22 protein-coding genes and 3 pseudogenes are annotated in these 25,499 nt (G+C 37.1%); 14 read left to right on the top strand and 11 right to left on the bottom strand.

The annotated features are described in order from the left end of the window. The 5 genes and pseudogenes from M997_RS01170 to rhuM form a co-directional block, all read left to right on the top strand. Window positions 1-1,377 carry a hypothetical protein gene (locus tag M997_RS01170; protein WP_064718296.1) on the top strand — a complete coding sequence of 459 codons (1,377 nt, stop codon included), beginning with the start codon at window positions 1-3 and terminating at the stop codon, window positions 1,375-1,377. Between the two features lie 10 nt (window positions 1,378-1,387). After that, complete coding sequence (locus M997_RS01165; RefSeq protein WP_064718295.1) at window positions 1,388-1,792, top strand: hypothetical protein; 405 nt, start codon at window positions 1,388-1,390, stop codon at window positions 1,790-1,792. Window positions 1,793-1,794: 2 nt separating this feature from the next. Continuing rightward, the gene (locus tag M997_RS01160; RefSeq protein ID WP_205125579.1) at window positions 1,795-2,142 is read left to right on the top strand and encodes a hypothetical protein; all 348 of its coding nucleotides are present in this window, start codon (window positions 1,795-1,797) and stop codon (window positions 2,140-2,142) included. 447 nt (window positions 2,143-2,589) lie between these two features. Continuing rightward, a pseudogene (locus tag M997_RS17375) lies at window positions 2,590-2,718 on the top strand (Arm DNA-binding domain-containing protein); the annotation flags it as partial. A gap of 315 nt (window positions 2,719-3,033) precedes the next feature. Then, window positions 3,034-3,498: pseudogene (gene rhuM / locus M997_RS01150) on the top strand (RhuM family protein); the annotation flags it as partial. 140 nt (window positions 3,499-3,638) lie between these two features. Here rhuM and M997_RS01145 read toward each other — a convergent pair. The 5 genes and pseudogenes from M997_RS01145 to M997_RS01130 all read right to left on the bottom strand — a co-directional run bounded on the left by M997_RS01145 (window position 3,639) and on the right by M997_RS01130 (window position 9,325). Beyond that, window positions 3,639-4,001 (bottom strand): YibL family ribosome-associated protein, encoded by a 363-nt coding sequence (locus M997_RS01145; protein ID WP_064718293.1) that lies wholly within the window; start codon window positions 3,999-4,001, stop codon window positions 3,639-3,641. A 205-nt stretch (window positions 4,002-4,206) separates the two neighbouring features. Continuing rightward, window positions 4,207-4,293, bottom strand: a pseudogene (locus M997_RS17900) (IS6 family transposase); the annotation flags it as partial. 163 nt (window positions 4,294-4,456) lie between these two features. Next, complete coding sequence (gene gadC, locus M997_RS01140) at window positions 4,457-6,004, bottom strand: glutamate/gamma-aminobutyrate antiporter (RefSeq protein ID WP_064718292.1); 1,548 nt, start codon at window positions 6,002-6,004, stop codon at window positions 4,457-4,459. A gap of 100 nt (window positions 6,005-6,104) precedes the next feature. Beyond that, window positions 6,105-7,505 (bottom strand): glutamate decarboxylase, encoded by a 1,401-nt coding sequence (gene gad, locus M997_RS01135; protein WP_064718291.1) that lies wholly within the window; start codon window positions 7,503-7,505, stop codon window positions 6,105-6,107. 911 nt (window positions 7,506-8,416) lie between these two features. Continuing rightward, a complete protein-coding gene (locus M997_RS01130) occupies window positions 8,417-9,325 on the bottom strand; it encodes a LysR family transcriptional regulator (RefSeq protein WP_064718290.1) in 909 nt (302 codons plus the stop codon). A 111-nt stretch (window positions 9,326-9,436) separates the two neighbouring features. On the opposite strand from M997_RS01130, the gene M997_RS01125 reads away from it, so the two are divergent. Beyond that, entirely contained in the window at window positions 9,437-10,642 is a 1,206-nt protein-coding gene (locus tag M997_RS01125; RefSeq protein ID WP_064718289.1) for an MFS transporter, read from the top strand. Window positions 10,643-10,721: 79 nt separating this feature from the next. Beyond that, on the top strand, window positions 10,722-11,828 hold the full coding sequence (locus tag M997_RS01120) for an alpha/beta hydrolase (protein WP_064718288.1): 1,107 nt from the start codon (window positions 10,722-10,724) through the stop codon (window positions 11,826-11,828). A 191-nt stretch (window positions 11,829-12,019) separates the two neighbouring features. On the opposite strand, the gene yajD is transcribed toward M997_RS01120, so the two are convergent. Together yajD and M997_RS01110 are read right to left on the bottom strand one after the other, a co-directional pair. Next, window positions 12,020-12,367 carry an HNH nuclease YajD gene (gene yajD / locus M997_RS01115; protein ID WP_064718287.1) on the bottom strand — a complete coding sequence of 116 codons (348 nt, stop codon included), beginning with the start codon at window positions 12,365-12,367 and terminating at the stop codon, window positions 12,020-12,022. Between the two features lie 105 nt (window positions 12,368-12,472). Further along, window positions 12,473-13,360, bottom strand: a complete 888-nt coding sequence (locus M997_RS01110; RefSeq protein ID WP_064718286.1) for a PhzF family phenazine biosynthesis protein — start codon at window positions 13,358-13,360, stop codon at window positions 12,473-12,475. Between the two features lie 235 nt (window positions 13,361-13,595). Here M997_RS01110 and M997_RS01105 point away from each other — a divergent pair, with 235 nt between their 5' ends. Beyond that, entirely contained in the window at window positions 13,596-14,135 is a 540-nt protein-coding gene (locus M997_RS01105) for a DUF2058 domain-containing protein (RefSeq protein ID WP_064718285.1), read from the top strand. Between the two features lie 8 nt (window positions 14,136-14,143). Here M997_RS01105 and M997_RS01100 read toward each other — a convergent pair whose 3' ends face one another. Continuing rightward, window positions 14,144-14,842, bottom strand: coding sequence for an RluA family pseudouridine synthase (locus tag M997_RS01100; RefSeq protein WP_064718284.1), 699 nt, complete (start codon window positions 14,840-14,842; stop codon window positions 14,144-14,146). Between the two features lie 193 nt (window positions 14,843-15,035). Here M997_RS01100 and M997_RS01095 point away from each other — a divergent pair, with 193 nt between their 5' ends. The 5 genes from M997_RS01095 (at window position 15,036) to M997_RS01075 (ending at window position 20,074) form a co-directional block, all read left to right on the top strand. Further along, window positions 15,036-15,518, top strand: a complete 483-nt coding sequence (locus tag M997_RS01095) for a cold-shock protein (RefSeq protein ID WP_064718283.1) — start codon at window positions 15,036-15,038, stop codon at window positions 15,516-15,518. 49 nt (window positions 15,519-15,567) lie between these two features. Next, window positions 15,568-15,813, top strand: a complete 246-nt coding sequence (locus M997_RS01090) for a DUF2543 family protein (RefSeq protein WP_064718282.1) — start codon at window positions 15,568-15,570, stop codon at window positions 15,811-15,813. A gap of 236 nt (window positions 15,814-16,049) precedes the next feature. Continuing rightward, on the top strand, window positions 16,050-16,790 hold the full coding sequence (locus M997_RS01085; protein ID WP_064718281.1) for a MurR/RpiR family transcriptional regulator: 741 nt from the start codon (window positions 16,050-16,052) through the stop codon (window positions 16,788-16,790). A gap of 343 nt (window positions 16,791-17,133) precedes the next feature. Then, window positions 17,134-18,690: a PTS transporter subunit EIIC gene (locus M997_RS01080; protein WP_064718280.1), complete on the top strand. Its 1,557-nt coding sequence runs from the start codon at window positions 17,134-17,136 to the stop codon at window positions 18,688-18,690. Between the two features lie 13 nt (window positions 18,691-18,703). After that, entirely contained in the window at window positions 18,704-20,074 is a 1,371-nt protein-coding gene (locus tag M997_RS01075; RefSeq protein ID WP_064718279.1) for a class-II fumarase/aspartase family protein, read from the top strand. A gap of 225 nt (window positions 20,075-20,299) precedes the next feature. Here M997_RS01075 and M997_RS01070 read toward each other — a convergent pair whose 3' ends face one another. Further along, window positions 20,300-21,616 carry a sodium-dependent transporter gene (locus M997_RS01070; RefSeq protein WP_064718278.1) on the bottom strand — a complete coding sequence of 439 codons (1,317 nt, stop codon included), beginning with the start codon at window positions 21,614-21,616 and terminating at the stop codon, window positions 20,300-20,302. 676 nt (window positions 21,617-22,292) lie between these two features. On the opposite strand from M997_RS01070, the gene fdhF reads away from it, so the two are divergent. After that, on the top strand, window positions 22,293-24,461 hold the full coding sequence (fdhF, locus tag M997_RS01065; RefSeq protein ID WP_064718277.1) for a formate dehydrogenase subunit alpha: 2,169 nt from the start codon (window positions 22,293-22,295) through the stop codon (window positions 24,459-24,461). A 72-nt stretch (window positions 24,462-24,533) separates the two neighbouring features. Here the strand turns inward: fdhF and fdoI are convergent, their stop codons facing one another. After that, entirely contained in the window at window positions 24,534-25,193 is a 660-nt protein-coding gene (gene fdoI, locus M997_RS01060) for a formate dehydrogenase cytochrome b556 subunit (RefSeq protein WP_064718276.1), read from the bottom strand. After that, window positions 25,190-25,499: formate dehydrogenase N subunit beta transmembrane domain-containing protein (locus tag M997_RS01055; RefSeq protein WP_282955899.1), on the bottom strand; the 310-nt coding region annotated here is incomplete at its 5' end. The genes fdoI and M997_RS01055, both read right to left, overlap by 4 nt.

The following is a 25,499-nucleotide window of genomic DNA, read 5'->3' as shown; positions in this document are numbered from 1 at the left end:
ATGGAATTATTTAGACCAAGATTAACTGACTATCATGGCATCCATAAATCTCAAACAGATTTGGATTTTGCAATTCAGTTTTTTGATGAGGATATTCCTCTTTATGTTGACCCATTTTTACTGTGGAAGTCGCCATCTTTACAGGATCAATCATTACACACTGCTATTACAAATTCATTCAATCACCTAAATTACTTGATTAAAAAAGGACGTGAAGAAGATGCTGTTAAAACACTTATTAATCTTTCTGAATGTTCAGAAGTTGGTCTTGGTGTTTCTAGATCGCGAAAAGGCGTAAAAATTGGAATTAAACAGGCAAATGAAATTCTTAGTTTATTTGCAGATATTCCGGAGTATAGTCAGTTCGGATTCACTCACTTTGAAGTGATTCAGCTTTATGTTTCAGGTATATCAAAAGATCGAGTTAGTGACATTGCTTGTAATTATATTAAATCATTTTTGATTGATTACACGATTGAACAGTGTGAAATCAATGGGATACCTACTGAAGGTGTTATCTTAGACTCTCTATATAACTATCAAAAGCATTCTTTTGATTGTAATCAAAAACTACAACTTCCAGTAAATCCTAAGACCAAAGAGCCTTTAATTTTTACTCCTAAGCGCTGGCTTAGATTTAATCCTTGGATTAATTTCGAGGATTACTTTAAATCCTATTGCCCGAAGGATGAAATATTTAATTTGAATGGGTCTGAAGAACGGGTAAAGGTATTGAATTTCAACAGGGATAATTATGGAGTGATAGAAGAATATGTAAAATATAAAGATCGAACCTCAAAGGATTGTCAAAATGATCCTTTGTTTAGTCAGATCCCAGTCTTATCTGCAAAAAGGAAACTAGCTAAACTTCTAGAGCTTAAAACAGGGAAAGAAGATGGTGCGGACATGAGATATGAGGAGCTATCAGCTGATTTATTAGCTACATTATTCTATCCTCATTTAGATTTTGCCGATACGCAAAGTCGCACGGACTCGGGAAGGCATATTCGGGATTTGATATTCTATAATAATCGTGACGTTGATTTCTTAGATGAAATATTTACAGAGTATGAGAATCGTCAACTTGTCATTGAGATGAAAAATGTAAAAGTGATCGATAGAGATCATATAAATCAGCTCAATCGGTATCTCCAATCTAATATTGGACGATTTGGAATATTTCTAACCCGTAATCCATTACCAAAGGCGATGTTCAAAAATACTATTGACTTATGGTCGTCTCAAAGAAAATGTATAATTGCAATCACAGATGATGATTTAAAATTAATGGTTGATGTATATGAAAGTAAGCAAAGAGCACCGATTGAAGTCTTGAAGAAAAAATATATTGAATTTCGGAGATCGTGCCCATCATAGGAGTGAGAATATGAATAGAGATAATGTAGATACTTTTGAGAAACTGTTTGGTCAATTATTAAGTATATATGAGGAGGTATCACTTTTATCAAAAAAGAATCCAAACGATGCGGTAAATAAATTTAAATTAAAGTTTGTTAATAAACTTCTATCACAAAGTAACGATTATTTAGACAATGTGTATAGGCCTTTCGATGATTTTAGTAACTTTGATGAAGATGATATGCCACAGAACAGTGATATTGTTTTTATACTTTCCCAGTACCTACAATGTTTTGAGAAGCTAAGGTCTGATAATGTTATTATCAAAAACGGTGCATGGTATTGGCAAGTAAACGGTAATGCAACTGATAAAGTAGATGAAAATGGTATGTTACTACTTCGTACGGTAAAGCCTAAAAAACTTAAGGATTAAATGTGAATAGAGATAAATTTTATACAACAAGGGAAAAGGCTCAAACACACGATACTACAATGCCTTTGTTAAAAGCTATGTATGCCGAATTTAGAGATATCTCTAAGAAGAAACCTGATTCTGCTGTGAGTAAAAGTAAAATAAAAATAGTCAACCGTTTGTTGGAAAGAGTCAAAACGGTGTTGTCTGATGAAGGTTCTATTAGTTTTTTAGACTTTTTGGATGAAGATGATATTCCCCAAGCAAGTGATGTCACCTTGATACTTTCACAATATGTTGCAGCGATGGAGACATTTTATAAAAAATCTTATGGTTGGGATGGTTCAAAACATAGATGGTTCATCCAATAATCATAGTTAGAATGTATATTTTGAGGGTAACTTGCCGCTGAAAATACGATATTAGGTCGATTCTTCACTTATAAGTGACCTATAGATATAATAATTCCCTATAATTGGGTAATATCAGGTTATAGGTGATACAACATTAAAATATTTTGTTTTGCGATTTCCTAACCATGCCCACCTCAAAAACCAACTTGGGGGCATTAATGGGGGCACCGATATTTATCCAACTAGACAAACTCATTTAATATCAATGCCATTGCCTATTAAATGCGACTCCTGTGATCGCCACTCAAGTTCAATACACCTCTACAAATTTCAATTAATTCCTTATAATATCAGCTATTAAGCCACGTTTAATTCAGCTGATATCAACCAAAATCAACCTACATCAATAGGTTTTTGAAGACATATTAAAGGGCACTAAAACTCTCCCAAAATGAGGTGCCCCCAATGGCATTCACCGCCCGTCAGGTTGAGACTGCAAAGCCTAAAGAAAAGTCATATAAATTCTTTGATGGTGGTGGTTTATATCTTGAAGTTACCGCTAAAGGCTCAAGCTACTGGAGAATGAAGTATCGCTTTGGTGAAGAGCATCAATGCTTACAGAAGAATTTAATCAAAGGCGGATTATCGGGTAAAAATACAAAAGGTAAGCGTGCCCACACTCGTTCAGTGAATGGCATTGATGGGGATATTAAATTGAATAAGGCGCTATGGGTGATAACTAAAAGATGTATGAGCATTTTTCAGGAAGAGAAAGAATATAGATAATAGTAACACATTGTTTTTCATAAAATAATGTGCTTATCACCTATTTGCTGGTGGCCTTATTTTTTTGTTAAACATACTATATTGTTGTTCATAGTTTGTGCATAACGGATAGAGTGGAGGCCATTTGATGAGATGCTCGAACGCATCTGTGATATTCGCGCCAGTTAGCGGCGGGTGTATTTACGGGTGAAAGAAATATTCACCATGGCAGCGGATTACGAGCCTTCAAATAAAGAAACCACACGTTTCTTCCAATCCATTCAAAACAAACTGCATTTTGCTTGTACGGGCATGACAGCGGCAGAGCTTATTGTCAGCAGCGCAGATGCCAGTCAGCCGAATATGGGCTTAACCAACTATAAATTCGATGAGGTGCGTAAAACGAATGTAACGGTTGCGAAGAATTATCTACGTGAAAATGAACTGAAAGAATTAAACCGTATCGTCAATATGTGGCTCGATTTTGCCGAAGACCAAGCACTGCGCCATAAGCTGGTTTTTTTACAGGATTGGGATACCAAGCTGGATCAGTTTTTAAGTTTCAATGACCGTGAAGCATTGCAAGGTACTGGTGGGATTCGTAAGAAAAATCACTATTTTTAACTTTAACTAAATTGTTAAAATCAGCTTTATGCTGTGAGTTAAACGGTTCATAACAACGAAAAGTATATTAAGAACCTTCTAGTATTAGTGGGTCATTACAGATTTTAGTTGGGTTGATTTTATAACTAGAAATCAGTCTTAGAAAAACCAGTCATATTATCCAGTCCCATTTCGCGGCCTAATGCCGTCATTGGGTGGACAATTATCAAGCCTCGCACTGCTTTCTTCAGCTTGCCAATATCCGCTTGTTCTTTCTTAGTGATAGGGCGTTTGAATGGCATATCTACTAATTTTTGCGCTTCTTTGCTTAGTTTATTGTTACGTACCGCCTTCAGACGAACGATTTCAGTTTCCAGCGTCGCTTTTTCTTTCTCAAGTTCTGCGTACTTTTCCGCTTCGTTCGTCAGTTGCATATTTGCCATCTGGTGACGAATACTATCTAAACGGTCGCTAAGAAGTTTAATTTGTGCTTTTTCGATTTCTTTCATTATTAATTAACCGTGAATAACTTTCTTGTCAGCGAGTATACACCATTGTGCGTAAGAGAGCGAAAAGGGATACTTATTGGTAGCTATTTACCAATTTGATCTGGCTGTTAGACTGACTATCAAAATACTTCTATTTCGTTATTTTTTAACCATCATCCCATTCAAAAAACAATCTAGGGGCATTTATTCCTCTATGACATCCTTTTGCATATGTTAAATACTCGCGAATAGATTGAGCCATAATATCTGTCGGATAATGAAGCTATTTGAAGGCTTTTCGGATTAAAAACATGATAAGAGCACAGAGTAAAATCGAGAACTTAGCTGTTTTTGTTTTAATGCAATAAAACCCTTATTTTTACTCATCTTATTAGGAGAAAATCCTCACTAAAAAGCGAGGATTTTGTCAGCTGTCGAAATAACAGCAACCAACAGATTGCTGTTATTAGTATTAATTATTCACTATCTTTATTGCTCTTATCATCATGTACTAAATGATAAGTCGAACGTGCACGAGGGTGAATAAAAAAGTGGTTGGCTGGCGCATTGTGCGTTTTGATGTGTACCATCACAACGCCGGTTTTCTTACCTTGTTTGTTATGGAGCGCATAAACAATAAACGGCAGTAAGAAAATAACCACAAAACTTACTACAAGTAGTGTTACATAAGTATTATCGCTAGTTCCACCTGGTAATGAACTTGGTGGGAAGAATGAAACGATAAATGCCAATATAGAGACAATCAACCCGACTAATGCAACGATAACTTTAAATGTTTTACCACCCGGAATACTGAATGCCCGTTTTTTCTCTGGCTGTTTACGCACTAAATGTATATAGCCAAGGAATAACATAAAGTAACTGCATAGGTATATAACGACGGTCAGTGCTAAAGCGATTAGGAAGGACATATTACCACCGCCCCCTGTATTCGTTAGCACAATAATGGCAACCGTTGTAATCAATAACTGGCAGATAACCAGTGTGACTGGTACACCATTTTTATTCACTTTAGCAAAGCTTTGCGGCAAAATTCCTTTTTGAGCAGCAACATACATACCGCGTGATGGTCCTACTATCCACGAAGCTATCTCTGCAAGCACACCCAATAGCAGTAATGCAGCAATAATTCTTACAGCCCATTCAAGAGTTGAATTAAAATGAGTGACTAATACATTAAAGGTTTGAACTACACCCGCGGAAAGGTTGATCTCACTGTTTGGGATCACCGCAGCAACAGACAGCCCACCTATCGAACTTAAACAAATTGCGGCTATCATGAGTAAAAACATCGCGATAGGGTAATCTCTACCAGGGTTTTTCATTTCATTGACATGAGTGGCAGAAGCTTCTACCCCCATGTAGCTTAAGATAAAGGCAACGAAAACGACTAGCGTACCGATTTTAGTGAAATCAGGGAAAAAGGTGTCAGCACTGATTTCGATAGCTAAAGGAGCGCCATTAATTAAATAACTGATAGCTAAAAATACTAAAATGAGTGCGGGTAATAATATACCTGCGAAGAAGCCAGCTTTAGCAATGGTTGCGGTGTATTTTGTCCCACCAAATTGGGTAAATGCTAGTACCCACAAAATAACCAGTGCCCCAATAGTTTTGGTTATTGGGTCGGTGTTGAGTTCAGGCCAATTGAGGATATAAGACAGCGCACCCAATACAAAATACAGCATTGGAATAAAGCCTATCGCAATTTGTAGATAACCAAATGAAATTGCCGCAAAGCCCCAACGTTCGCCAAGGGTATTTGAAACCCAAGCAAATACCCCTCCTTCTTCCCAACCTTCAACTGTGGCCATTTCAGCTGCACACAAGGCAACAGGAATAAACCACAACAATCCACCTAATAATAAGAAGAAAACTAAGCTAAAACCTGACGTTGCAAATGTCGGGTATTCGTAGACTGCCATCACCATTGAGGCAGTAATAGCAAAAAAGCCTAATAATGTCAGCTGTTTTGCGGCTGGAGCTGTCGTTGTTGTTGCCATACGAGTTCTCCTAAAATCCATAAATAATCTGCTTTACTGCGCAGATCCCAATAAAAGCCAAAGAACCTTGAGTTCTTTGGCTTCATAGTGACAAAACAAATTAACTGTGATTAAAGCCGCCGCCTTCTTCTTCGGTTAACGGTTTATTGACGGGGTGTTTATCAAAGTACTCAAGAGTACGTTTGAAATCTTCAATTAATAATGCGGCCAAGTCTAAGCTCACACCGTGGCGCACTAAGATACGTTGGACAACCAAATCTTCTCGGTTAGCAGGCATTGAATAAGCAGGAACTTGCCATCCACGGCTACGTAGTTTATCTGCGATGTCATATAGGGAATAATTACTGGTGGCTGCCTCTTTTTTCAGTTTCCAAGCCAGAGCAGGGATCCCTTTTTGGCTATCACCATCAAAAATCATTTCGAATGGGCCGAGTTTTTCTATTTCACGAGCAAGATATTGTGCGGTTGCGTAACAGGCGTTATGAATTTTGGCATATCCCTCACGGCCCAGTCTTAGGAAGTTATAATACTGTGCGATGATTTGACCACCAGGACGAGAGAAGTTGAGTGCGAACGTTGGCATGTTGCCGCCTAAATAATTCACATTGAAAATGAGTTCTTCTGGTAAGTCTTTTGCTTCACGCCAAATTACCCAGCCAGCACCCAGCGGTGCTAATCCAAATTTATGGCCAGAGGAGTTAATCGATTTTACGCGAGGTAAGCGAAAATCCCATTCTAATTCTGGGGCACAAAACGGCGCTAAGAAACCACCACTCGCACCATCGACATGGATAGGAATATCAAGTCCAGTCTCTTTTTGTAGCTTATCTAATGCATCATGAACTGCTTTAACCGGTTCATATTGGCAAGTAAATGTAACGCCTAAGGTCGGTACAACGCCGATAGTATTTTCATCAACACGTTTGAGGACTTCTTCTGGGTTCATGATGAGACGATCACCTTCAAGTGGGATCTCTCTGAGTTCTACATCAAAGTAACGTGCAAATTTGTGCCAGCATACTTGAACGGGACCGCAGATCATATTTGGTTTATCTGTTGATTTACCTTGAGCTGCGCGTTTTTTACGCCACTGCCACTTAAGTGCTAATCCACCTAGCATTGCGGCTTCGGATGAACCAATAGTTGAACAGCCTAATGTGTTAGCGGCATCTGGAGAGTGCCAAAGATTTGCTAACATATGGACGCAACGGTTCTCAATTTCAGCAGTTTGAGGGTATTCATCTTTATCTATCATATTTTTATCGATAGATAAGTCCATCAGGCTTCGAATTTCATCATCTACCCATGTTTGACAGAACGTCGCTAAATTTTGACGCGAGTTTCCATCTAACATTAATTCATCACGTACTGCACTAAATACATTACGCGGATCTTGTTCTTTTAATGGAAATTTATTTTTCGGCAATGATTTTGATAATTCTAATGACGCGTAAACATCATCCATTCCACTGTGTTTTGGATTTAATGAATTATTACTCATATTTTAACTTCCTCAATAACTATGTGGCAATTAAGTGGTATTAATATTGAGATCAATATTAAATATACGCCTATTTTGTAAAATTACCAAAGTCATAGCCTAAAAAGATTTAATTTAATGAATGAAGTCTTAATTAGAGCATTATTAGGGTAATAACAGTGTGATGTAAGATAAAATGATATATTTTATATTAGCGATTAAATAACACGTGAAAAGTTTATTTAATTTTATCTCTCTGGTTTTATTGTTTTGATTACTCTGTTTATGATGACTTAAAATAGCGTTTTGTTTTTATAATTAATTGATAGTATTGATATTTTTATTATTGTTAGCTATTTTCATTAATATTAACACGCTGATTCTTATCATGTTTAAAATCGAGTTAAATTATTAATAGATAAATATGGTATTCTAAATAAGATGTGTTCAGACGAATTTTTTAAAGTTTAACCTTGGCAATATGGCTGGAAATAAACGGATGTTTATATTATAAAACGAGTAAATGTATAAATTCATGCCTTAAGTATCAAATCGCTTTTTCTATATTATTCATGTGTAAGTTATGTATAAATATACAACTAATACTCATAACCATACGAAACAATTACTATGAAAAGTAAAACCTTTAATAAAGTTTAATTAATGTTAAATAATCTCGCAAGTTCTCATCTTTTCTTGTATTAGGCTATCGTTTCATTTTAAATTTTAATAAGATGCTATGATATTAATTAGGCGATAGCTCATTTCGAGAGTATCAATAATTACGCGTTCATATTCGGCCACATCTGCTATTTGAAAGATGCAAAGCATAAACGCAGTATTTCAATCCGATTGTTTAATTTGATTGGTATATAAATTTAATTCATCAATATTAATAAGATATATAAAGTTTTTTGTATCAGTTTTTAACACTATTGGCGATGATCCTTTAACCGATACCTTATTGCCTCTACAAAAGCCATAAAAGCAGGTGAGGACTGACGACGGTTTGGATAATACAGATGAAAACCTTCAAAGTAAGGACTATAGTCGGTTAATACCGATAGCAGCTCACCTTTGGCAATATAAGGTTCTGCTAAATGTTCCGGAATATATGCTATTCCCATACCATCAAGCGCTGCATTTAACTGGTGTAGTGTGCTATTGAAAACTAATTGCCCATCTACCTTTATACTTGTTGTATGACCCCCTTGTTTAAATTCCCACGCATAAATAGCACCCGCCGCACGATGACGAATATTGATACATTTATGTTCAGACAAATCGGTAGGAATAAGAGGCTTAGAACATTGTTTAAAATAAGCTGGGGAAGCTACTGCAACTAAACGCCAATCGGGCCCAATACGTACCGCTATCATGTCTTTATTTATATCATCACCAATTCGTATTCCCGCATCGAAGCGTTCTTCAACAATATTTGTAAAACCATAATCTACATATATTTCTAATGTGATATCAGGATATTTTTGTAAAAAATCATTCAATATTGGGCGGATATAAATTTCAATTTGGTCATCTGTACAACTTAAACGAATAGTTCCACGAGGACTATCCCTTAACTCACCTAACGCATTAAGTTCAGTTTCAATTTGTTCAAATAATGGGCTGATAGCGTTCATCAGTTGTGCGCCTGCCTCTGTCACAGAGACATTCCGGGTTGTTCTTGCGAGAAGCCGAATACCTAAACGCTCTTCTAAAAGTCGTATTGTATGGCTTAAGGCCGAGGGTGTTACACCAAGTCTTGCTGCCGCTTTTGTAAAACTTTGCTCTTGAGCAACGATAAGAAAAGCATGCAAGTCATTCATTTTACTTTTAGTCATTAGTGAATTTTTCTCACAAGTTCATAAAGATTATATCTACTAATTAAATTATCACCTGTATGTCATGATGATGTCCATTAAATATCCTAGTCAGAAAGGCAAATAGAACAGATGGATAATGCAATTTATCAACAGCAAAAATCCCCTGAAAGGGCGAATTGGAGCGCGGTCTTCGCCATGACGCTATGTGTTTTTGTATTAATCGCTTCAGAATTTATGCCTGTTAGTTTGTTGACACCTTTAGCGATTGATTTTCAGGTGACTGAAGGGATGGCGGGACAAGGGATTACAATATCAGGGGTATTTGCTGTCATAACAAGCTTATTTATTTCCGTGCTTACACGTAATTTAAATCGCAAAGCTTTGTTACTAGGGCTTGCGCTCTTGATGGGAATGTCAGGGGCAATGATTGGTTTAGCACCCAATTATTATATTTATATGCTTGGTCGTGCACTAATCGGTGTTGTCGTTGGTGGTTTTTGGTCTATGTCTGCTGCGATAGCCATGCGCTTAGTTCCGATAGAACAAGTTCCTAAAGCACTTGCTATTTTTAATAGTGGTAATGCATTAGCAATGGTTATTGCTGCACCATTAGGGGCTTATTTAGGCGCAGTAATTGGCTGGAGAGGCGCTTTTCTTTGCCTAGTACCTATCGCGATAGTAACAATTTTCTGGCTATGGATCAGTTTACCTACAATGCCAACTGATCTAGCCGGTCATCAAAATACCTCACCGGTTTTTAGCATTTTTAGCTTGTTTAAAAACCGTGTTGTGACATTGGGTATGCTTGCTATTGGGCTATTTTTTATGGGGCAATTTACTCTATTTACGTATGTACGCCCTTTTCTCGAAACCGTGGTAAAAGTCGATATTTCGATGGTGACATTTATTTTGTTACTGATTGGTATTGCCGGATTTATCGGAACACTGTTTATTAATCGCTTATTAAAAACAGGTTTTTATCAGACATTAATCGCTATTCCATTATTAATGGCCAGCATTGGCGCATTGTTAATTTTCTTTAGTCATTCCATTTTTATTGTCATCGTATTACTGAGTTTTTGGGGTTTTATTGCAACCGCAGCACCTGTTGGCTGGTGGAGTTGGGTACCTCGAGTATTTTCAAATAATGCAGAAGCAGGAGGTGGGCTGATGGTTGCTGTGATCCAACTTTCCATTGCCTGTGGCGCGTCGATGGGAGGCATATTATTTGATGCCGGAGGCTATGAAAGTGCTTTTGTTGTCAGTGCATTATTGCTTGTTGTGGCAGCAATACTTGTCCCCTGGGCGGATCCGCTGAGGAAAAATAACCTATGAACTGAATATCTACAATTTAAATCACCAAAAAAACGGTAATTGAACCTACTCAAGAAAATGAATAGAAGAGGGTGCACATATGAACAATGAACGTCGACATTTATTAAAATTAACGGGTGCGAGTCTTGCTGTTGCAAGTATGGCGTCAATAATGACATCTCCAGCATTAGCGCAATCAGATATAGCTTTTAGTAATCAATGGGATAAAACCTTTGTGAAAAACAAAAAAGTTGAACATAAAAAGGTCATGTTCAAAAATCGCTATGGTTTAGTTTTAGTTGGGGATTTATATCAACCGAAAAATATTAACGGTTCATTAGCTGCGATAGTATTAAGTGGTCCGTTTGGTGCTGTAAAAGAGCAGTCCTCGGGGTTATATGCGCAAACATTAGCAGCGCGTGGTTTTATTACGCTAGCGTTTGATCCTTCTTTTACTGGAGAAAGTGGTGGTGAGCCTCGAAATGTTGCTTCTGCGGATATCAATACGGAAGATTTTAGTGCCGCTGTCGATTTTTTAGGCCTACAGCCAAATGTTGATCGCGACCGTATCGGTGTATTAGCTATCTGTGGATTAAGTGGTATGGCTTTAACTGCCGCAAGTAGTGATTCGCGCATTAAAGCGATTGCGACAGCATCAATGTACGATATGTCTCGCAGCATCAGTCGTGGATATCAAGATAGTTACACTCTTGAAGAACGACATAAAGTTATTGATTATCTTAGTCAGCAGCGTTGGAAAGATGCAAAAAATGGATACTATGCTTTGGGCTATCATGAGGTACCATTCGATAACAATAATCATATTATTGAAGGACAACGTGTTTTACCCGAAGTCTTGCCAGAGAATGCCTCACCTGTATTAGCGGCATTTTTTGATTATTACCGCACGCCTAGAGGCTTCCATCCTCGTTCAATTAATTCGACAACAGCCTGGACAGCAACAACGCCCACGTCTTTCTTTAATTTCCCAATGTATGCCAATATTGAAATGATATCGCCAAGACCGATTTTGCTGATTGCTGGGGAAAATGCACATTCTCGTTATTATTCTGAAGATGTATATAAAGTAGCATCAGCGCCTAAAGAGCTATTGATTATTCCAAATACTGATCATGTTGATTTATACGATAATTTAAACAAAATTCCGTTTGATAAAATCACTACATTTTTTCAACAGAATTTATAAGTTTTGAGGCAGTTTACTCAAACATTGAGTTTGGGCAAAAAGGATGAATTTTTTCTTGTATCAAACCGCCATTCCACCTCATCGTTTCACCCAAAAAAACCAGAGGCATATAAAGGCACTGATATTTATCTAACTTGATAAGCTGATTAATATCAATGCCATTACCCATTAAAGACGGCTTTTGTAGTTGATTATTTCTTCTTATTAATCATCGACTTTAAATCAGCAAAAGGATTATAGGTTGCTGCATCAATATCTTTTTGTGCATCCTCTCCTGCAATTACTGTGGTGCCGTATTGATCTGCTTGAGTATATTTAGAGTGCTCGTGATCATGACAAAATAGGCATAGCAACTCCCAGTTACTACCATCTTCAGGATTATTAGTATGGTCATGATCAATATGATGAACGGTTAATTCGCGCAGGTTTGAATACACAAATTCTCGCGCACAGTGTCCACATACCCACGGATAGATTTTTAATGCTTTCTCACGATAGCCACTTTCTAGTCGCGCGTAGTTTTTGGGGATCAGAGCCATTGCTATTATTACCTGTTATAGAGAGAGTTTTACGATAGTGTTTTCAATATACTCCGAATGCACTAATCGGTTCAAATTTTGCTAAAACTACTCACCCTATTTTAGTTATAGTTTAATTATTTTTGTGCCAATCATCGTTGCTTGCCCACCAACTTTAACACGGTTAATTGCGCCATCTTGTGAATCAATGCTGACTTGAATAAGGGATGAACATTTCATTGCTCGCCCTTGTTCTAATTGAAAATGAGAGCTATTGGGGTAAACATAATTCACTAGATAACATCCTAGTGCACCACTAGCGCTACCCGTTGCAGACTCTTCCTCGATACCGTAAAGCGGTGCGAAATTGCGGCAATGAGCAGTGATGGACTCTTCTGGGCTTAATTCAAATACGTGAAAACCTATTGTGTTAAATTCACGGCTTAAACTTGCGATCACGCTATAATCAGGTTGCAAAATGTCTAATTGGCCAAACTGTACCGGAACTAAGATATCAGGTAATCCAGTCGAGATTATTTTAATAGGCAAGCCTGTCGCTTCAATAGCTTTATTATCTATACCAAGGGCTGTAGCAATATCATTAATGTCAGGACCTTGGCGTATCATTGGTAACGTCTGTTCCATAACAACACCATCAGAACTGACAGAAACACGCAAAATACCCGCTTTAGTTTTTTGTGTGTAATGACCTGATGTCAGCAATTTAAGTGAAGATAAGGTGAAGAAAACGGCTAATGTTGCGTGTCCGCAAAAATCAACTTCGCCTTCAGGAGTAAAAAAATCCACCTCGAAATCGGTCTCTTTGCCCTGATAAACAAATGCAGTTTCAGAGAAGCCTACTTGTCGTGCAATAGCTATTTTTTGTTCAACACTCAGCGCTGGTGGGTAAAGAACAACCCCAGCAGGATTACCACCAGTATTATTTCGAGTAAATGAGTTCACAAGATAGACTTTAATTTCGTGCATTGCCGTGTGTATTACTTCATTTTGCATTTATTATTCCTGTATAACGCCTAATCCAACCAATATTTTCTATCATCTTTTAAGAATAAAAGCATATAAAAGCGTTTACTTTTTGTTTGTTATCTTTAAATTCATTTCTCTAATTAGAGATAAATAATAAACAATTAAATATTAATTATCACTAATGCCCAATATTGCAACCTAATGCAGTCTTAGAAATTACAGGTATAATCATTTAAATTATTTCACTGATTCAGAGATAAAAATGGCAAAACTTACTTTACAAGAGCAAATGTTAAAAGCCGGTCTTGTGACCAGCAAAAAAATGGCAAAAGTGCAGAGAACAGCTAAAAAATCACGCATTCAGGCTCGTGAAGCGAGAGAAACGGTAGAAGAAAATAAAAGAGCACAGCTTGAGCGTGATAAGCAGCTTAGTGAGCAACAAAAGCAGGCGGCTTTGTCTAAAGAGTATAAAGCGCAGGTAAAACAACTGATTGAAATGAATCGGATCACACCATCAAAAGGTGATATTGATTTTAATTTCACGGACAACAATTTAATTAAAAATATTGTGGTCGACAAGTTAACACAATCTCAATTGATTAGTGGTCGTCTCGCCATTGCTCGTTTGGTGACGGATAACAGTGGTAAAACGGAATACGCCATTATTCCAGCCAGTGTTGCTGATAAAATTATGCAAAGAGATGCCAACAGCATTTTACTCAATAATGCACTTAGCCAAATTGAACAAGATGAAGATGATCCTTATGCTGATTTTAAAGTGCCAGATGATTTGATGTGGTAATCATTTTATCAAAATGGGCTTGCACTGTGAGCATTGATTGGTGCTTTGCTTAGAGGATGCAAAAAATGTAATTCACTGGCATGTAGCATTAGCCGTGGCGTTTTTTCAGTACCTGTTGGTAAAAGACCACCATATAAATCACAGCCTAAAATAGGATGACCTAAATACTGACAGTGAATGCGTAGTTGATGCGTACGCCCTGTTTCGGGGGTGAGTTGAATTCGTGTTAATGGCACAGATGCGCCATCTTCTCGCGTTTGGTAAAAACGTTCGATAACACGATAGCGAGAACGAGCCGGTTTACCTTGTGTGGCACTAATAGACATAAGCGGAAATAGCGCAGGATCTTTAGCAATTGGCGCATCTATAACACCGCAGTCATCACTTAAATGCCCACAAAGTAACGCATGATAGACTTTAGTCACGGTACGCTGGCTAAATTGCCGACAAAGTATCGCATTTATCGCTTTATTGCGAGCCACAACCATCACCCCTGAAGTACCAAAATCTAAACGATGAACAAGTGTACAACCAGGAAAAACTTGTACTAATCGATAATGTACTGAATCTAAATTCTGTGGATTTTTTCCTGAAAGGCTGAGTAGTCCAGAAGGCTTATTGATAACAACTAAATGTTCATCTTGATAGAGATATTCAATTTCGTCATAGCAAGGTGGCGCAATAAAGGTATCAATAATCTTAGACATCGGTTTATCCAGCGAAGAGTAGGCGAGAATAGTAACCAACTTTAGGTTGATTAGCGAATGACACCTAGAACACGCTTGTTTACACATTGTAGAAAATTCTCATCTAGACTTAAACTAAAGGCATAGTCTGTATAAGCATTGTGCTTTATACTGCGCGCTGAAAAATTGGTTAGATAATGATTAAGAGGCGGTAATAGCGATGGATGGAACGATCACAACGTGGTTTGAAGATAAAGGTTTTGGATTTATCAAAGATGAAAACGGTGATAATCGTTATTTTCATGTGGTTAAAGTCTCTAACCCTGATCTGATTAAAAAAGGTGCTATAGTAACTTTTGAACCGACCACGAATACTAAAGGTTTGTCAGCTTACGCTGTTAAAGTTATTCCAGATAGCAAATATATCTATATTGCGGGTGAGCGCATCAAACTGACTGCTATTAAGTCTTATGTGGTTTATAGCGAAGAAGTGCCAGCAGATACCCGCATTGATAAAGAAAATACGGTATTGTCTATAGGCGCTCTGATGAATAGCATTAGACCAAAATCAGCTAATCCTAATGAAATGCGCTCACTAAAAAAATTAGCGATAACGACGCTTCATGGAACGATATTAACTTTTTCTGAAGATGAAATAGATATCGATGCAACAGTAAAAGTAATTAAAAACATTTAATCTCAGAGAATAAGTCTCCACTCTCACTCTAAACTTTTGAGGGCGATCTATGAATAATGAAATACCATTTAAATATTATGACATCGTGGAAGAGTACGCGATGGGATCGGCAAAACCTGTAGATAAAGCCGAAGAAGACGCACTTGCTCGTTATTTTCAGTTATTGCTGGCTCGTTTAACAAATAACGAAGAAATAAGCGAAGAAGCACAAAAAGAGATAGCGAAAGAAGCGGGTATTAATGAACAGCGCATTGATGATATAGCGACATTTTTAAATCAATGGGGTAATGAATAGCGCTGAATCTCTTGCTTGAAAGGTATCTAATAAACGCGACACGATATCAAATTCAACGTCGCGTTTTGAGGCTATCATGATTGGTTGTAATTATTACTTCAATTCACAAAATACTGCTCTAACACTATATAACTCTCTGATTTAACGTATACTCAAAACACGAACGATGGACTTTAATTCACACCATTTTAGATGATGATAAACACGAATTTTTAGACTAATTGATTGGGTGAGATATGCTGGATTTTTTAAAAAATTATGACAACTTAACAGTCAGCGAAAAAAAAGTATTAAAATATCTCACTGATAATATTGCCGATATACCCTTCTTAAATATTAATGAGTTAGTAGAAAAAACGTTTGTATCAAAAACGGTAATTATTAATTTATCGCAAAAATTAGGATTTAGTGGGTTTAAAGAACTTAAATTTCAAATTAATAATTATAATTTAACAAAAAATAAAGCAGAAAAAATAAACTCTTCATCTTATAAAAAACAGCTAGAAAAAAACATTAATAAAAGTTTTACATTAATTAATGAAGAACAGATCCATGATTGTGCTAAAACGTTACGTCATTCTAGAAATATCTTTATTGTTGCTAGAGGTACCAGTAAAGCGGTGGGATATTACCTCGAGCATTTATTATTTGCATTGGGGTTACACTGTTTTTTTATTAATGATTACAATCTATCTGATTCTTTTACTCGGTTAGTTAATGAAGATGACACCGTTATATTTATCTCCCTTTCCGGTGGTACTAAAAAAATTATTGAAACGGCTAAAATTGTTCAATTAAAAGATGCTAATATTATTAGTATGACGGCATTTCACACCAATGAACTCACTGCTTATGCCAATAATACCTTGTTTTGTTTTGCAGATAGCCATGATACGAAAAGAGATGATACAAAATCTAGAATAGGTTTTTTTATTTTAGTGGACTTGTTGATTAACGAATTAGAAAATTTACTTTAAATTTTTATAACGATAATGCTATTAGTCATAAAGGTTGGTGTTTTTATTTCTTTTTATTTATTAATATTAATAAACTATTCTAGTGTTGAAAATAATAATTTAAAAATTTAACTCAATAATAACAGTTATTTCTTTCTAATTTTCTTTTTTTTTAATAACAATATATAAGAGATATAAAACTATTTTATATCTCTTATTACTATTCCTATTTTCCTTACAAGACCTAGGTCATAAATAATGACTTAAGATAATATTTAAAACCGCAACGTCATTCATTTTATAGAACACCCAGTGCTAGAGTAGCCCTGTAATTATGTATATTCAGAGTCATAAGGAAAAAAATATGGCCAGAAAAAAGTTCAGTGAATCCATTCAACGCTTTGGTAGAACCCTACTCCTACCTATCGGCGTTTTGGCGCCTATTGGTATGATACTGGGGATCAGTGGTGCTCTAGTTCAGTCTTATATGATTGCACGATTTCCATTCTTAGGAAATGAAACAGTCAATGCATTATTAGTCAGTATCCGTTCTATTGCTGGCGTTATTTTTGACAACATTCCACTGCTATTTGCAATGGGTGTGGCTTATGGTATGAGCCATAAAGATAAGGGAATTGCCGTTTTTGCCTCTGTAGTCGGGTATTTAACCTTGATAAGTACCATCAATATCTGGCTGGTATTGACAGGTAAGCTTGCTGATCCTGCGATTATGACGCAAGTGGGGCAAATCAAGGTGTTAGGCATACAAACCATGAATATCAGTGCTGCTGGGGGGATTATCACCGGATTAATTGCCGCTTGGGCGACTGATAAATTCTATAACCTTGAACTTCCTACCGCATTTGCTTTCTTCTCTGGTAAAAAATCTGTCGCCATTATTATGGTTGGATTGATGATTGGTGTCGGTTCATTGTTACCGTTTATTTGGGAAGTCTTAGTGATGGGGTTAACTAAGCTCTCAGCCGTGTTTTTAAGCCCAGTTGGCCCATTCTTTACTGCGGGTGGTGAACGACTGTTTATTCCATTTGGTTTACACCATGTATGGAACGTTCTGTTTAGATTCACTGAAGCGGGCGGCTCTTACATCATTGATGGACAAACCTACGTTGGTGTAGTTCCTGCAATGACAGAAGTGTTATTTAACCAAGGACCAAGCAGTGAATATTGGGCAATGATGCCAAGTCTGACGCGTTTTATGGCTCAACAGCAAATGTTGGTGACGCTATTCTTATTTCCTGCTATTGCATTGGCTATTTACAAAACCGCTAAAAAAGAAAATCGCGTTGAAGTGAAGTCGATGTTAGTCACTATGGTCTTGACGGCGATGCTTGGAAACGTAACTGAGCCGTTAGAATTTACCTTTGTCTTTATCGCGCCGCTCTTATATTTAATCTACGCCATTATCGTGGGTATCGGTGCGGTTCTACTCTCGTTTGCTGGTGTGGCTATCGGTTATATCCGAGGAACTATTTTTGACTTCACTATCTTTGGCTTACTTTACGAAAATACCAACTGGATTTTCTTAGTCCTTATTGGCACCAGTTTAGCCGTTGTGACTTACTTTATCTTCTGCTGGGCTATTGTGAAATTCGATATCAAAACACCCGGTAGAGAAGAATCAAGTAATCTTAAAAATACATTAATCAAAGAAAAACGTTATGGCGAAATTGCAGAAATATTAATTCAAGCATTAGGTGGAAAACAAAATATTCGCAACGTTGATAACTGTATTACTCGACTTCGAATTGATATTTCAGAAGTTAATCAAATAGATAAAGAATTAATGTTGGAGTCGGGTTGTACAGCATTCTTTATACCTGCGGCAAATCATGTCCATGTTGTTTACGGGCCTAAAGTCGAATTTGTCCGAAATGCTGTTGATGAAGCAATGAAGAAATAAAAAAGGATACATGATGAGAGCGTTATACGATTCTAAAAGTAAAACAATTGATGATCGCGGTATAAAAGAGCTGCTATCCAATGAAGCCAAATATTCAACTTGGTTAATGTTTGAATCAATGTTAGCTCAAGCTCAAGCAGAACAAGGTTTTATTCCACAATCAGCTGCAGATGAAATTAAAGAAAAGGCAGTCATTGAAAATATAGACTTTGAAGAGATGAACCGTATTTATCAAAAAATCGGTCATGGCTTTGTACCTTTTTTAAAGGTATTAGTGAATGCGTGTTCAGAAGAGAGTGGTAAATATATTCACTACGGTATTACTACGCAAAATATACAACAAAGTTCACAGCTCTATATGATGAAAACAGTGCACCATAAATTTATGCTGCTCTTAAGTGAGATCATCGAAAATTTATCAGGTTTAGCCGAGAAAACTAAGCATATGGTAATGGCAGGGAGAACACATGGACGCCATGCTATTCCTATCACTTATGGTTATAAAGTTTCTGTTTGGATAAGTGATTTTATCGACTGCTATCAGCGCATGAGAGAGTGTGAAAAACGAGTATTCACTATCATGATGGGCGGGGCAGTTGGTGCATTTAACTCAATGCCTGAAGTAGGAATAAAAGTACAAAAACGTGTTGCTGAATTAGTGGGTATGGAGGCAATGGAAGTCCCTTCTCGTAACCTCAGCACTCATAAATTAGAATATATGGCTAATTTAGCGCTGATGGCAAATATCTGCCATAAAATTGGCGAAGAAGTGTATAGCACAACACTTGAAGAAATTGCTGAAGTTTCGGAAGGATTTACGAAAGGCACAGTGGGCAGCAGTACAATGCCCCATAAAATAAATCCCAAATTAGCAAAAGGAATTATTGCTAACTCACAAAAACTTTATTCTCTGCCAAGTGTGGGGATGTATTCTGCTGTTAGACCTTATGAGGGAGATAGTAGCTCTTATATGTTATTTGATGGATTACTTGAAGAAGCTTTAGAGCTGACAACAGAAATTCTATTAAGAACAGAAGAGCTGTCTAGAACGATAGTTCCTCATGAAGAGAGAATGCTGCATAACGTATTAAGAAATAAAGGATTAGATAATACCGAATACGTTATGATGAAAATGGCAGAAAAATTAGGTAAAGATAAAGCTCACTCACTGTTATATGAAGAAGCGATTAAAACCGCCGCAGATGGTGAAGATTTCTATACTAACCTGATGAAAAATAAAACTATTACAGCGGCCTTTAATGCTGATGAAATTAAGGCGATGTTAGATCCTCGCTCTTATATTGGCTTATCTGTAGAGATTGCTGAAAAAGAAGCAAAACGTGGCTTGGCGATAGTTAAAGAAATTAAGCAGCATTACAAATAACAAAGTAGAGTAATAATAGAGTAATTAAGTATCCATTAAGGTAGTAATAAATAGAGAGAGTTACCTGTTTTTATATCAACATCAGGTAGCTCTCTTTTTATTTCAATATTCAGATAAACTTCAGTCTTTTCTACAGGTTTGACAATAAGACCATTGCCAAGTTAGTGGTAATATCATTATAAAAGCAGTATAAAAATCGCTCTATACTGCTTTTGATTTTATAGATTAACCAATCAATCCATGAACTAAAATAACACCAATACATAATGGGCCGATATAACGCCATACCAGCAATAAACATTGGCGTTTTAATCCCACAATATTCTCAGGAATTAATGCGCTTGCTCTACGTGACCAGCCAAAAATAAGACACATCGCAATACCAAACAAAGGCATCAGAATATTTGAGGTCAGGTAATCCAATAGATCAAATATTGTTTTTCCGCCTAATGTCACATCGCTCATAGGGCCAAAGGATAATGAAACCGGGATACCCATTAACATAATCGATGCGGTAACGACTAAGCCAGCTCTGCGACGAGTCCATTGAAAACGCATTTGTACATAAGCAACAATATGCTCAAGTAATGAAATTGCAGATGTTAATGCCGCCATCAATAACAATACAAAAAAAGTGACCGCTAAAATATTGCCACCAGGTAAGTGAGCAAAATAGACAGGCATAGTCATAAAGGTTAAGCCGGGGCCTGCATTAGGTTCTAAACCCGCAGCCGATAATGCAGGAAAAATCATCAAACCGGCTAATACACACACCAAACAAGAAAGGATAACAACCCATACACTTGAATTGGCAATGCCTTTATTGTCCGCTAAATAGGCGCTATAGGTGATGTGAATACCTAAACCAATAGACAATGAGAAAAAGGCTAATCCCAGCGCATCTAACACACCTTGAGGTGTTAATTTACTAAAATCAGGATATAAAAATAATTTTAAACCTTCGGAAGAACCCGGTAAGCTAATGCCGACAATAATCAGTAAAATCATAATGATAAATAACATTGGCATCATGATTTTAACCGCTTTTTCTAATCCTCGCTGTACTCCAGCTAATACCACAAAACAAGTTAAGCCAGAAAAGACGAGATGAGCAAGTATTGGCCACCACGGATCACTAATAAAACGCGTAAAAATACCTGTTAATTCAGTGCTATCAGTAATATTTAACTCACCAGTTGCTGCCATTACGGTATAACCAATGGTCCAGCCGCCGACAACACTATAAAAACTATAAATACACCATGAGCTGAAAACACCAATTACGCCAATGACAGCCCAATTGCGTCCCATCATCTTCTTAAAAGCATTAACAGCTTCAGCTTGAGTACTGCTTCCAAGAATGTTTTCGGCAAGTAATACCGCAAGCCCGATAATAAAGCTAAATAATAAAAATACGACGAGGAAGGCACCGCCACCATTATTTGCAGCAACGTAAGAAAATTTCCATATCGCGCCAATACCAATTGCAGAACCTGCGGCAGCTAAAATATGTCCAAATCGGGAGGTCCATTGTTGGCTCATTTTTCCTCCGGGTTAATTGTTTTAGTGGTGGAGGTTATTGCCAAACAATAGATTGAAGATAACGCGTTGTAATTCATAATCCTTGTGGTGAAACTAAACATCATAGAACTCCCCTAAAAATCAGTTCCACCAGTAGGTTACAAACAAAAAAGCCACCTTACTGGTGGCTTTTGCAAAAGATGAATAAGCGCGGCCACCTAACGAAGTAGTAGGTTTAGGCTTAGTAGTCGTAAATTATTGATACCTGCTTTCATACTTTTGCTCTTTGTTGATATGAATATAGTTAAATGCAGGGTTTTTGTAGACGCCACTGCTAAAAATCGACCCTTTTTTTATATCACAAAAATAAATTAAAGAAAGCCTTATTTTTAAAGCCGTTAGTATATAGCGAGTTTTATTTGCTTTGTTTTCACCTCGTTTCAATAACATGTTGTATTAAAGGCCAAGTACATTTTTAAATAAAAATTAATACTAATAATGAAAGTATTAATGGCAAGAACAGCCTTATACCTATAAAGGTAGTTTTTTATCGTCAAAAATGTCGAAGTCTATTTATTTCTCACTAAGATTATCTCTATTTTATTGATAATTAATAAAATATTTATTGGCATAATTTGTGCTTAGTTGAAAGTTCTTTATGACTCTTTTACTCCCTAGTTAGGGGAAAGGATATCACATGAACAAAATCAACTCCGTCTGTCCTTATTGTGGCGCTGGCTGCAAAATCAATCTCTGTGTCGAAAATGGTAAAATAATCAAAGCTGAAGGCGCCAATGGTGTCACCAATCAGGGCGAGCTATGTTTAAAAGGGCTCTATGGTTGGGATTTTTTAAACGACAATAAATTGCTAACAGCCAGAATTCATGAACCCATGATCCGCCGACAAAAGGGAGGTGATTTTGAAATAGTGAGTTGGAATGAGGCTATTAGTTTCACCGCTCAAAAACTGCAAGAAATAAAAGATAAATACGGTGCAAAATCAATTATGTGTACAGGTTCTTCTCGTGGTACAGGGAATGAAACCAATTTTGTTATGCAGAAATTTGTCCGAGCTGTATTAGGTAATAATAATGTCGATTGTTGTGCCCGAGTTTGTCATGGCCCTTCTGTTGCAGGTTTACAAGAAACATTAGGTAATGGCGCAATGAGTAATTCAATCGCTGATATTGAAGATTCTGATTGTTTATTGGTATTTGGTTATAACTGTGCAGATTCTCATCCTATAGTGGCTAGACGCGTTGTTAAAGCAAAACAGAAGGGCGCCAAAATAATTGTGTGTGATCCGCGAAAAATAGAAACCGCTAAAATTGCTAATCAATACTTACCCCTAAAGAATGGAACAAATATGGCATTAGTTAATGCTTTTGCTTATACGCTAATAGAAGAAAACCTTTACGATAAAGATTACGTTAGCCGTTATACCGAGGGCTTTGATGAATATAAAAAGCAATTAGAAAACTATAGCCCTGAAGCGGTGCAAGATATTGTTGGTATTCCTGCTATCGAAATTCGTAAAGCAATGCGCACTTATGCGGGCGCTAAAACTGCAACCATTATGTGGGGTATGGGGGTTACGCAATTTGGTCAAGCTGTTGATGTTGTTAAAGGATTATCGGGTCTTGCATTATTAACTGGAAATTTAGGTAAACCACATGTGGGGGTAGCCCCCGTTCGTGGACAAAATAATGTTCAAGGTGCGTGTGATATGGGAGTTTTACCCAATATGTTTCCGGGTTATCAATATGTCACAGATGAAAGGACGCGCAAAAAATTTGCTCAAGCGTGGAATATTCCTGTTGAAAAACTCGACCCAGAAGCGGGTTACCGCATCACCGAAGTACCTCATTTGGCTATTGAAGGTAAGGTGAAAGCCTATTACATCATGGGTGAAGATCCACTCCAAACAGAGGCTGATTTAGGGTTAGTGAGAAAAGGATTTGAAGCCCTCGATTTTGTAGTAGTACAAGATATTTTTATGACTAAAACGGCAGAGCAAGCGGATGTTATTTTACCTTCTACTAGCTGGGGTGAGCATGGCGGCATTTTTACTTGTGCAGATAGAGGTTTCCAACGCTTTGAAAAAGCCGTTGAAGCAAGAGGCAATGTAAAACGTGATTGGGAAATTATCAGTTTATTAGCTACCGAAATGGGGTATCCAATGTCGTATGCTGATAATGAAGAAATCTGGAATGAAGTTAGAGAGTTATGCCCACTATTTTATGGTGCTACTTATGAGAAGTTGGCTGGTTTAGCGCATATTCAATGGCCTTGTACTGATTTAGACCACCCTGGTACACCTTATTTATATTCAGAAAATGAATTTAATACGCCATCAGGTAAAGGAAAGCTTTTTGCGACACAATGGCGAGCACCGGCTGAATTACCTGATGCTGATTACCCGATGATCCTCTCTACTGTACGTGAAGTAGGGCATTATTCTTGCCGTTCAATGACGGGTAACTGCAAAGCATTAGCCTCATTAGCCGATGAGCCGGGTTACGTTCAAGTGCATCCAGAGGTTGCAAAAAAAGCAGGAATTCGCGACCAAGAAATTGTCTGGGTTGAATCTCGTCGTGGAAAAGTGATGTCTCGTTGCAATGTTAATGAAAGCATTAATGAGCAAGCTATTTATATGACGTATCAATGGTGGATTGGCGCTTGTAATGAACTCACACAAGATAATCTTGATCCGGTTTCAAAAACACCAGAAACAAAATATTGTGCTGCGAAAGTCATTAAAATCGATGACCAAAAATGGGCTGAAAGCCAAGTTTCTCAAAGCTATCATACGATGAGAAGCCGTTTAATTAATTTAGTTGAACAGGCTAAAACAGCAGCACATTAAATGTGGTATACAGTTATAGAAATGGAGGCGTTTTAGCCTCCATTTTTTCTCACACATTAATTAAGCCGTTTATTATTTTGGTGTATTTTTATTTTCTGCTGCTTTTTTCTCTTCGTCTAAAATCTCACGATACCAACGAGGGTGATGCTTTTTAGCCCAGCCGCGAGTTACCCAACCTTCAATCATGCTACGAATCGAGCCTTTAACCCAAAACGCGGCATAAGCATGAACAATAACAGTAATAATCAGTAATATTGCTGAAATTGAATGCGCTAGTAATGCAATACGAATAACTGGAATAGAGAAATAATCAGCAAAATAAGGACGCCAAATAATCACACCACTAATGGTGAGAACGATAAGGCTGATACTTAAAGTCCAATAAATTCCTTTTTGGCCTAAGTTGTAATGCCCGATATCACCCGCTTCTTCATTTTGCAGTACTTTGTGAATATTTTTAGCCCACACTAAATCGTCTTTATCAATAAAATTATGTTTTAAGTATCTGAAGAACATAAAGATAAAGAAAAATACCATCGCAAGACCCACAAATGGGTGCAGTAAACGCGAAAGTTGTGGTGTACCTAAAATATTCATAAACCAATTTAATGAGGGAAAGAAAAATCCTAACCCACTAAAGGTAGTGAAAATAAAAAAGATAGCGACAACCCAGTGGTTAATACGCTCTGATGCGGTATGGCGAAGAATTTTATCGCATTTCTTCTTCATTATTTTTGCTCCTCTTTATTTGCAGAGCTTGATGTTTTAGAAGAGGATTCCATCTCTTTAAGCGCTTCTTCTTCATCTTCTTCAGTCGTTCGGTTAGGGCCGACACCTAAGTAGTGGAACATTGCACCTGCAAAAGTGGCAGCAAAACCAACGGCAGCCAGTGGTTTCCAAATACCTTTCCAGAATTTAACCGTTGAGCTAATTTCTGGATTTTCTGGTAAACCGTGATATAGATTGGGTTTATCAGCATGATGAAGTACGTACATTACGTGTGTACCACCTACACCTTGTGGATCATACAAACCCGCG

This window comes from Proteus hauseri ATCC 700826 (genome assembly GCF_001654965.1).
In the GTDB taxonomy this organism is placed as follows: Bacteria; Pseudomonadota; Gammaproteobacteria; order Enterobacterales; family Enterobacteriaceae; genus Proteus; species Proteus hauseri.
This window is presented reverse-complemented; position numbering and strand designations above follow the sequence as displayed.

Excerpts from the sequence above, each read along its gene's own strand:
- M997_RS01110 (WP_064718286.1), bottom strand. The coding sequence starts at position 13,360 with ATGCAAAATGAAGTAATACACACGGCAATGCACGAAATTAAAGTCTAT.
- M997_RS01070 (WP_064718278.1), bottom strand. The coding sequence starts at position 21,616 with ATGAGCCAACAATGGACCTCCCGATTTGGACATATTTTAGCTGCCGCA.
- M997_RS01120 (WP_064718288.1), top strand. The coding sequence starts at position 10,722 with ATGAACAATGAACGTCGACATTTATTAAAATTAACGGGTGCGAGTCTT.
- M997_RS01165 (WP_064718295.1), top strand. The coding sequence starts at position 1,388 with ATGAATAGAGATAATGTAGATACTTTTGAGAAACTGTTTGGTCAATTA.
- M997_RS01125 (WP_064718289.1), top strand. The coding sequence starts at position 9,437 with ATGGATAATGCAATTTATCAACAGCAAAAATCCCCTGAAAGGGCGAAT.
- M997_RS01080 (WP_064718280.1), top strand. The coding sequence starts at position 17,134 with ATGGCCAGAAAAAAGTTCAGTGAATCCATTCAACGCTTTGGTAGAACC.
- M997_RS01075 (WP_064718279.1), top strand. The coding sequence starts at position 18,704 with ATGAGAGCGTTATACGATTCTAAAAGTAAAACAATTGATGATCGCGGT.
- yajD (WP_064718287.1), bottom strand. The coding sequence starts at position 12,367 with ATGGCTCTGATCCCCAAAAACTACGCGCGACTAGAAAGTGGCTATCGT.
- fdhF (WP_064718277.1), top strand. The coding sequence starts at position 22,293 with ATGAACAAAATCAACTCCGTCTGTCCTTATTGTGGCGCTGGCTGCAAA.
- M997_RS01090 (WP_064718282.1), top strand. The coding sequence starts at position 15,568 with ATGAATAATGAAATACCATTTAAATATTATGACATCGTGGAAGAGTAC.
- gadC (WP_064718292.1), bottom strand. The coding sequence starts at position 6,004 with ATGGCAACAACAACGACAGCTCCAGCCGCAAAACAGCTGACATTATTA.
- M997_RS01085 (WP_064718281.1), top strand. The coding sequence starts at position 16,050 with ATGCTGGATTTTTTAAAAAATTATGACAACTTAACAGTCAGCGAAAAA.
- M997_RS01145 (WP_064718293.1), bottom strand. The coding sequence starts at position 4,001 with ATGAAAGAAATCGAAAAAGCACAAATTAAACTTCTTAGCGACCGTTTA.
- M997_RS01100 (WP_064718284.1), bottom strand. The coding sequence starts at position 14,842 with ATGTCTAAGATTATTGATACCTTTATTGCGCCACCTTGCTATGACGAA.
- M997_RS01105 (WP_064718285.1), top strand. The coding sequence starts at position 13,596 with ATGGCAAAACTTACTTTACAAGAGCAAATGTTAAAAGCCGGTCTTGTG.
- gad (WP_064718291.1), bottom strand. The coding sequence starts at position 7,505 with ATGAGTAATAATTCATTAAATCCAAAACACAGTGGAATGGATGATGTT.
- M997_RS01170 (WP_064718296.1), top strand. The coding sequence starts at position 1 with ATGGAATTATTTAGACCAAGATTAACTGACTATCATGGCATCCATAAA.
- M997_RS01130 (WP_064718290.1), bottom strand. The coding sequence starts at position 9,325 with ATGACTAAAAGTAAAATGAATGACTTGCATGCTTTTCTTATCGTTGCT.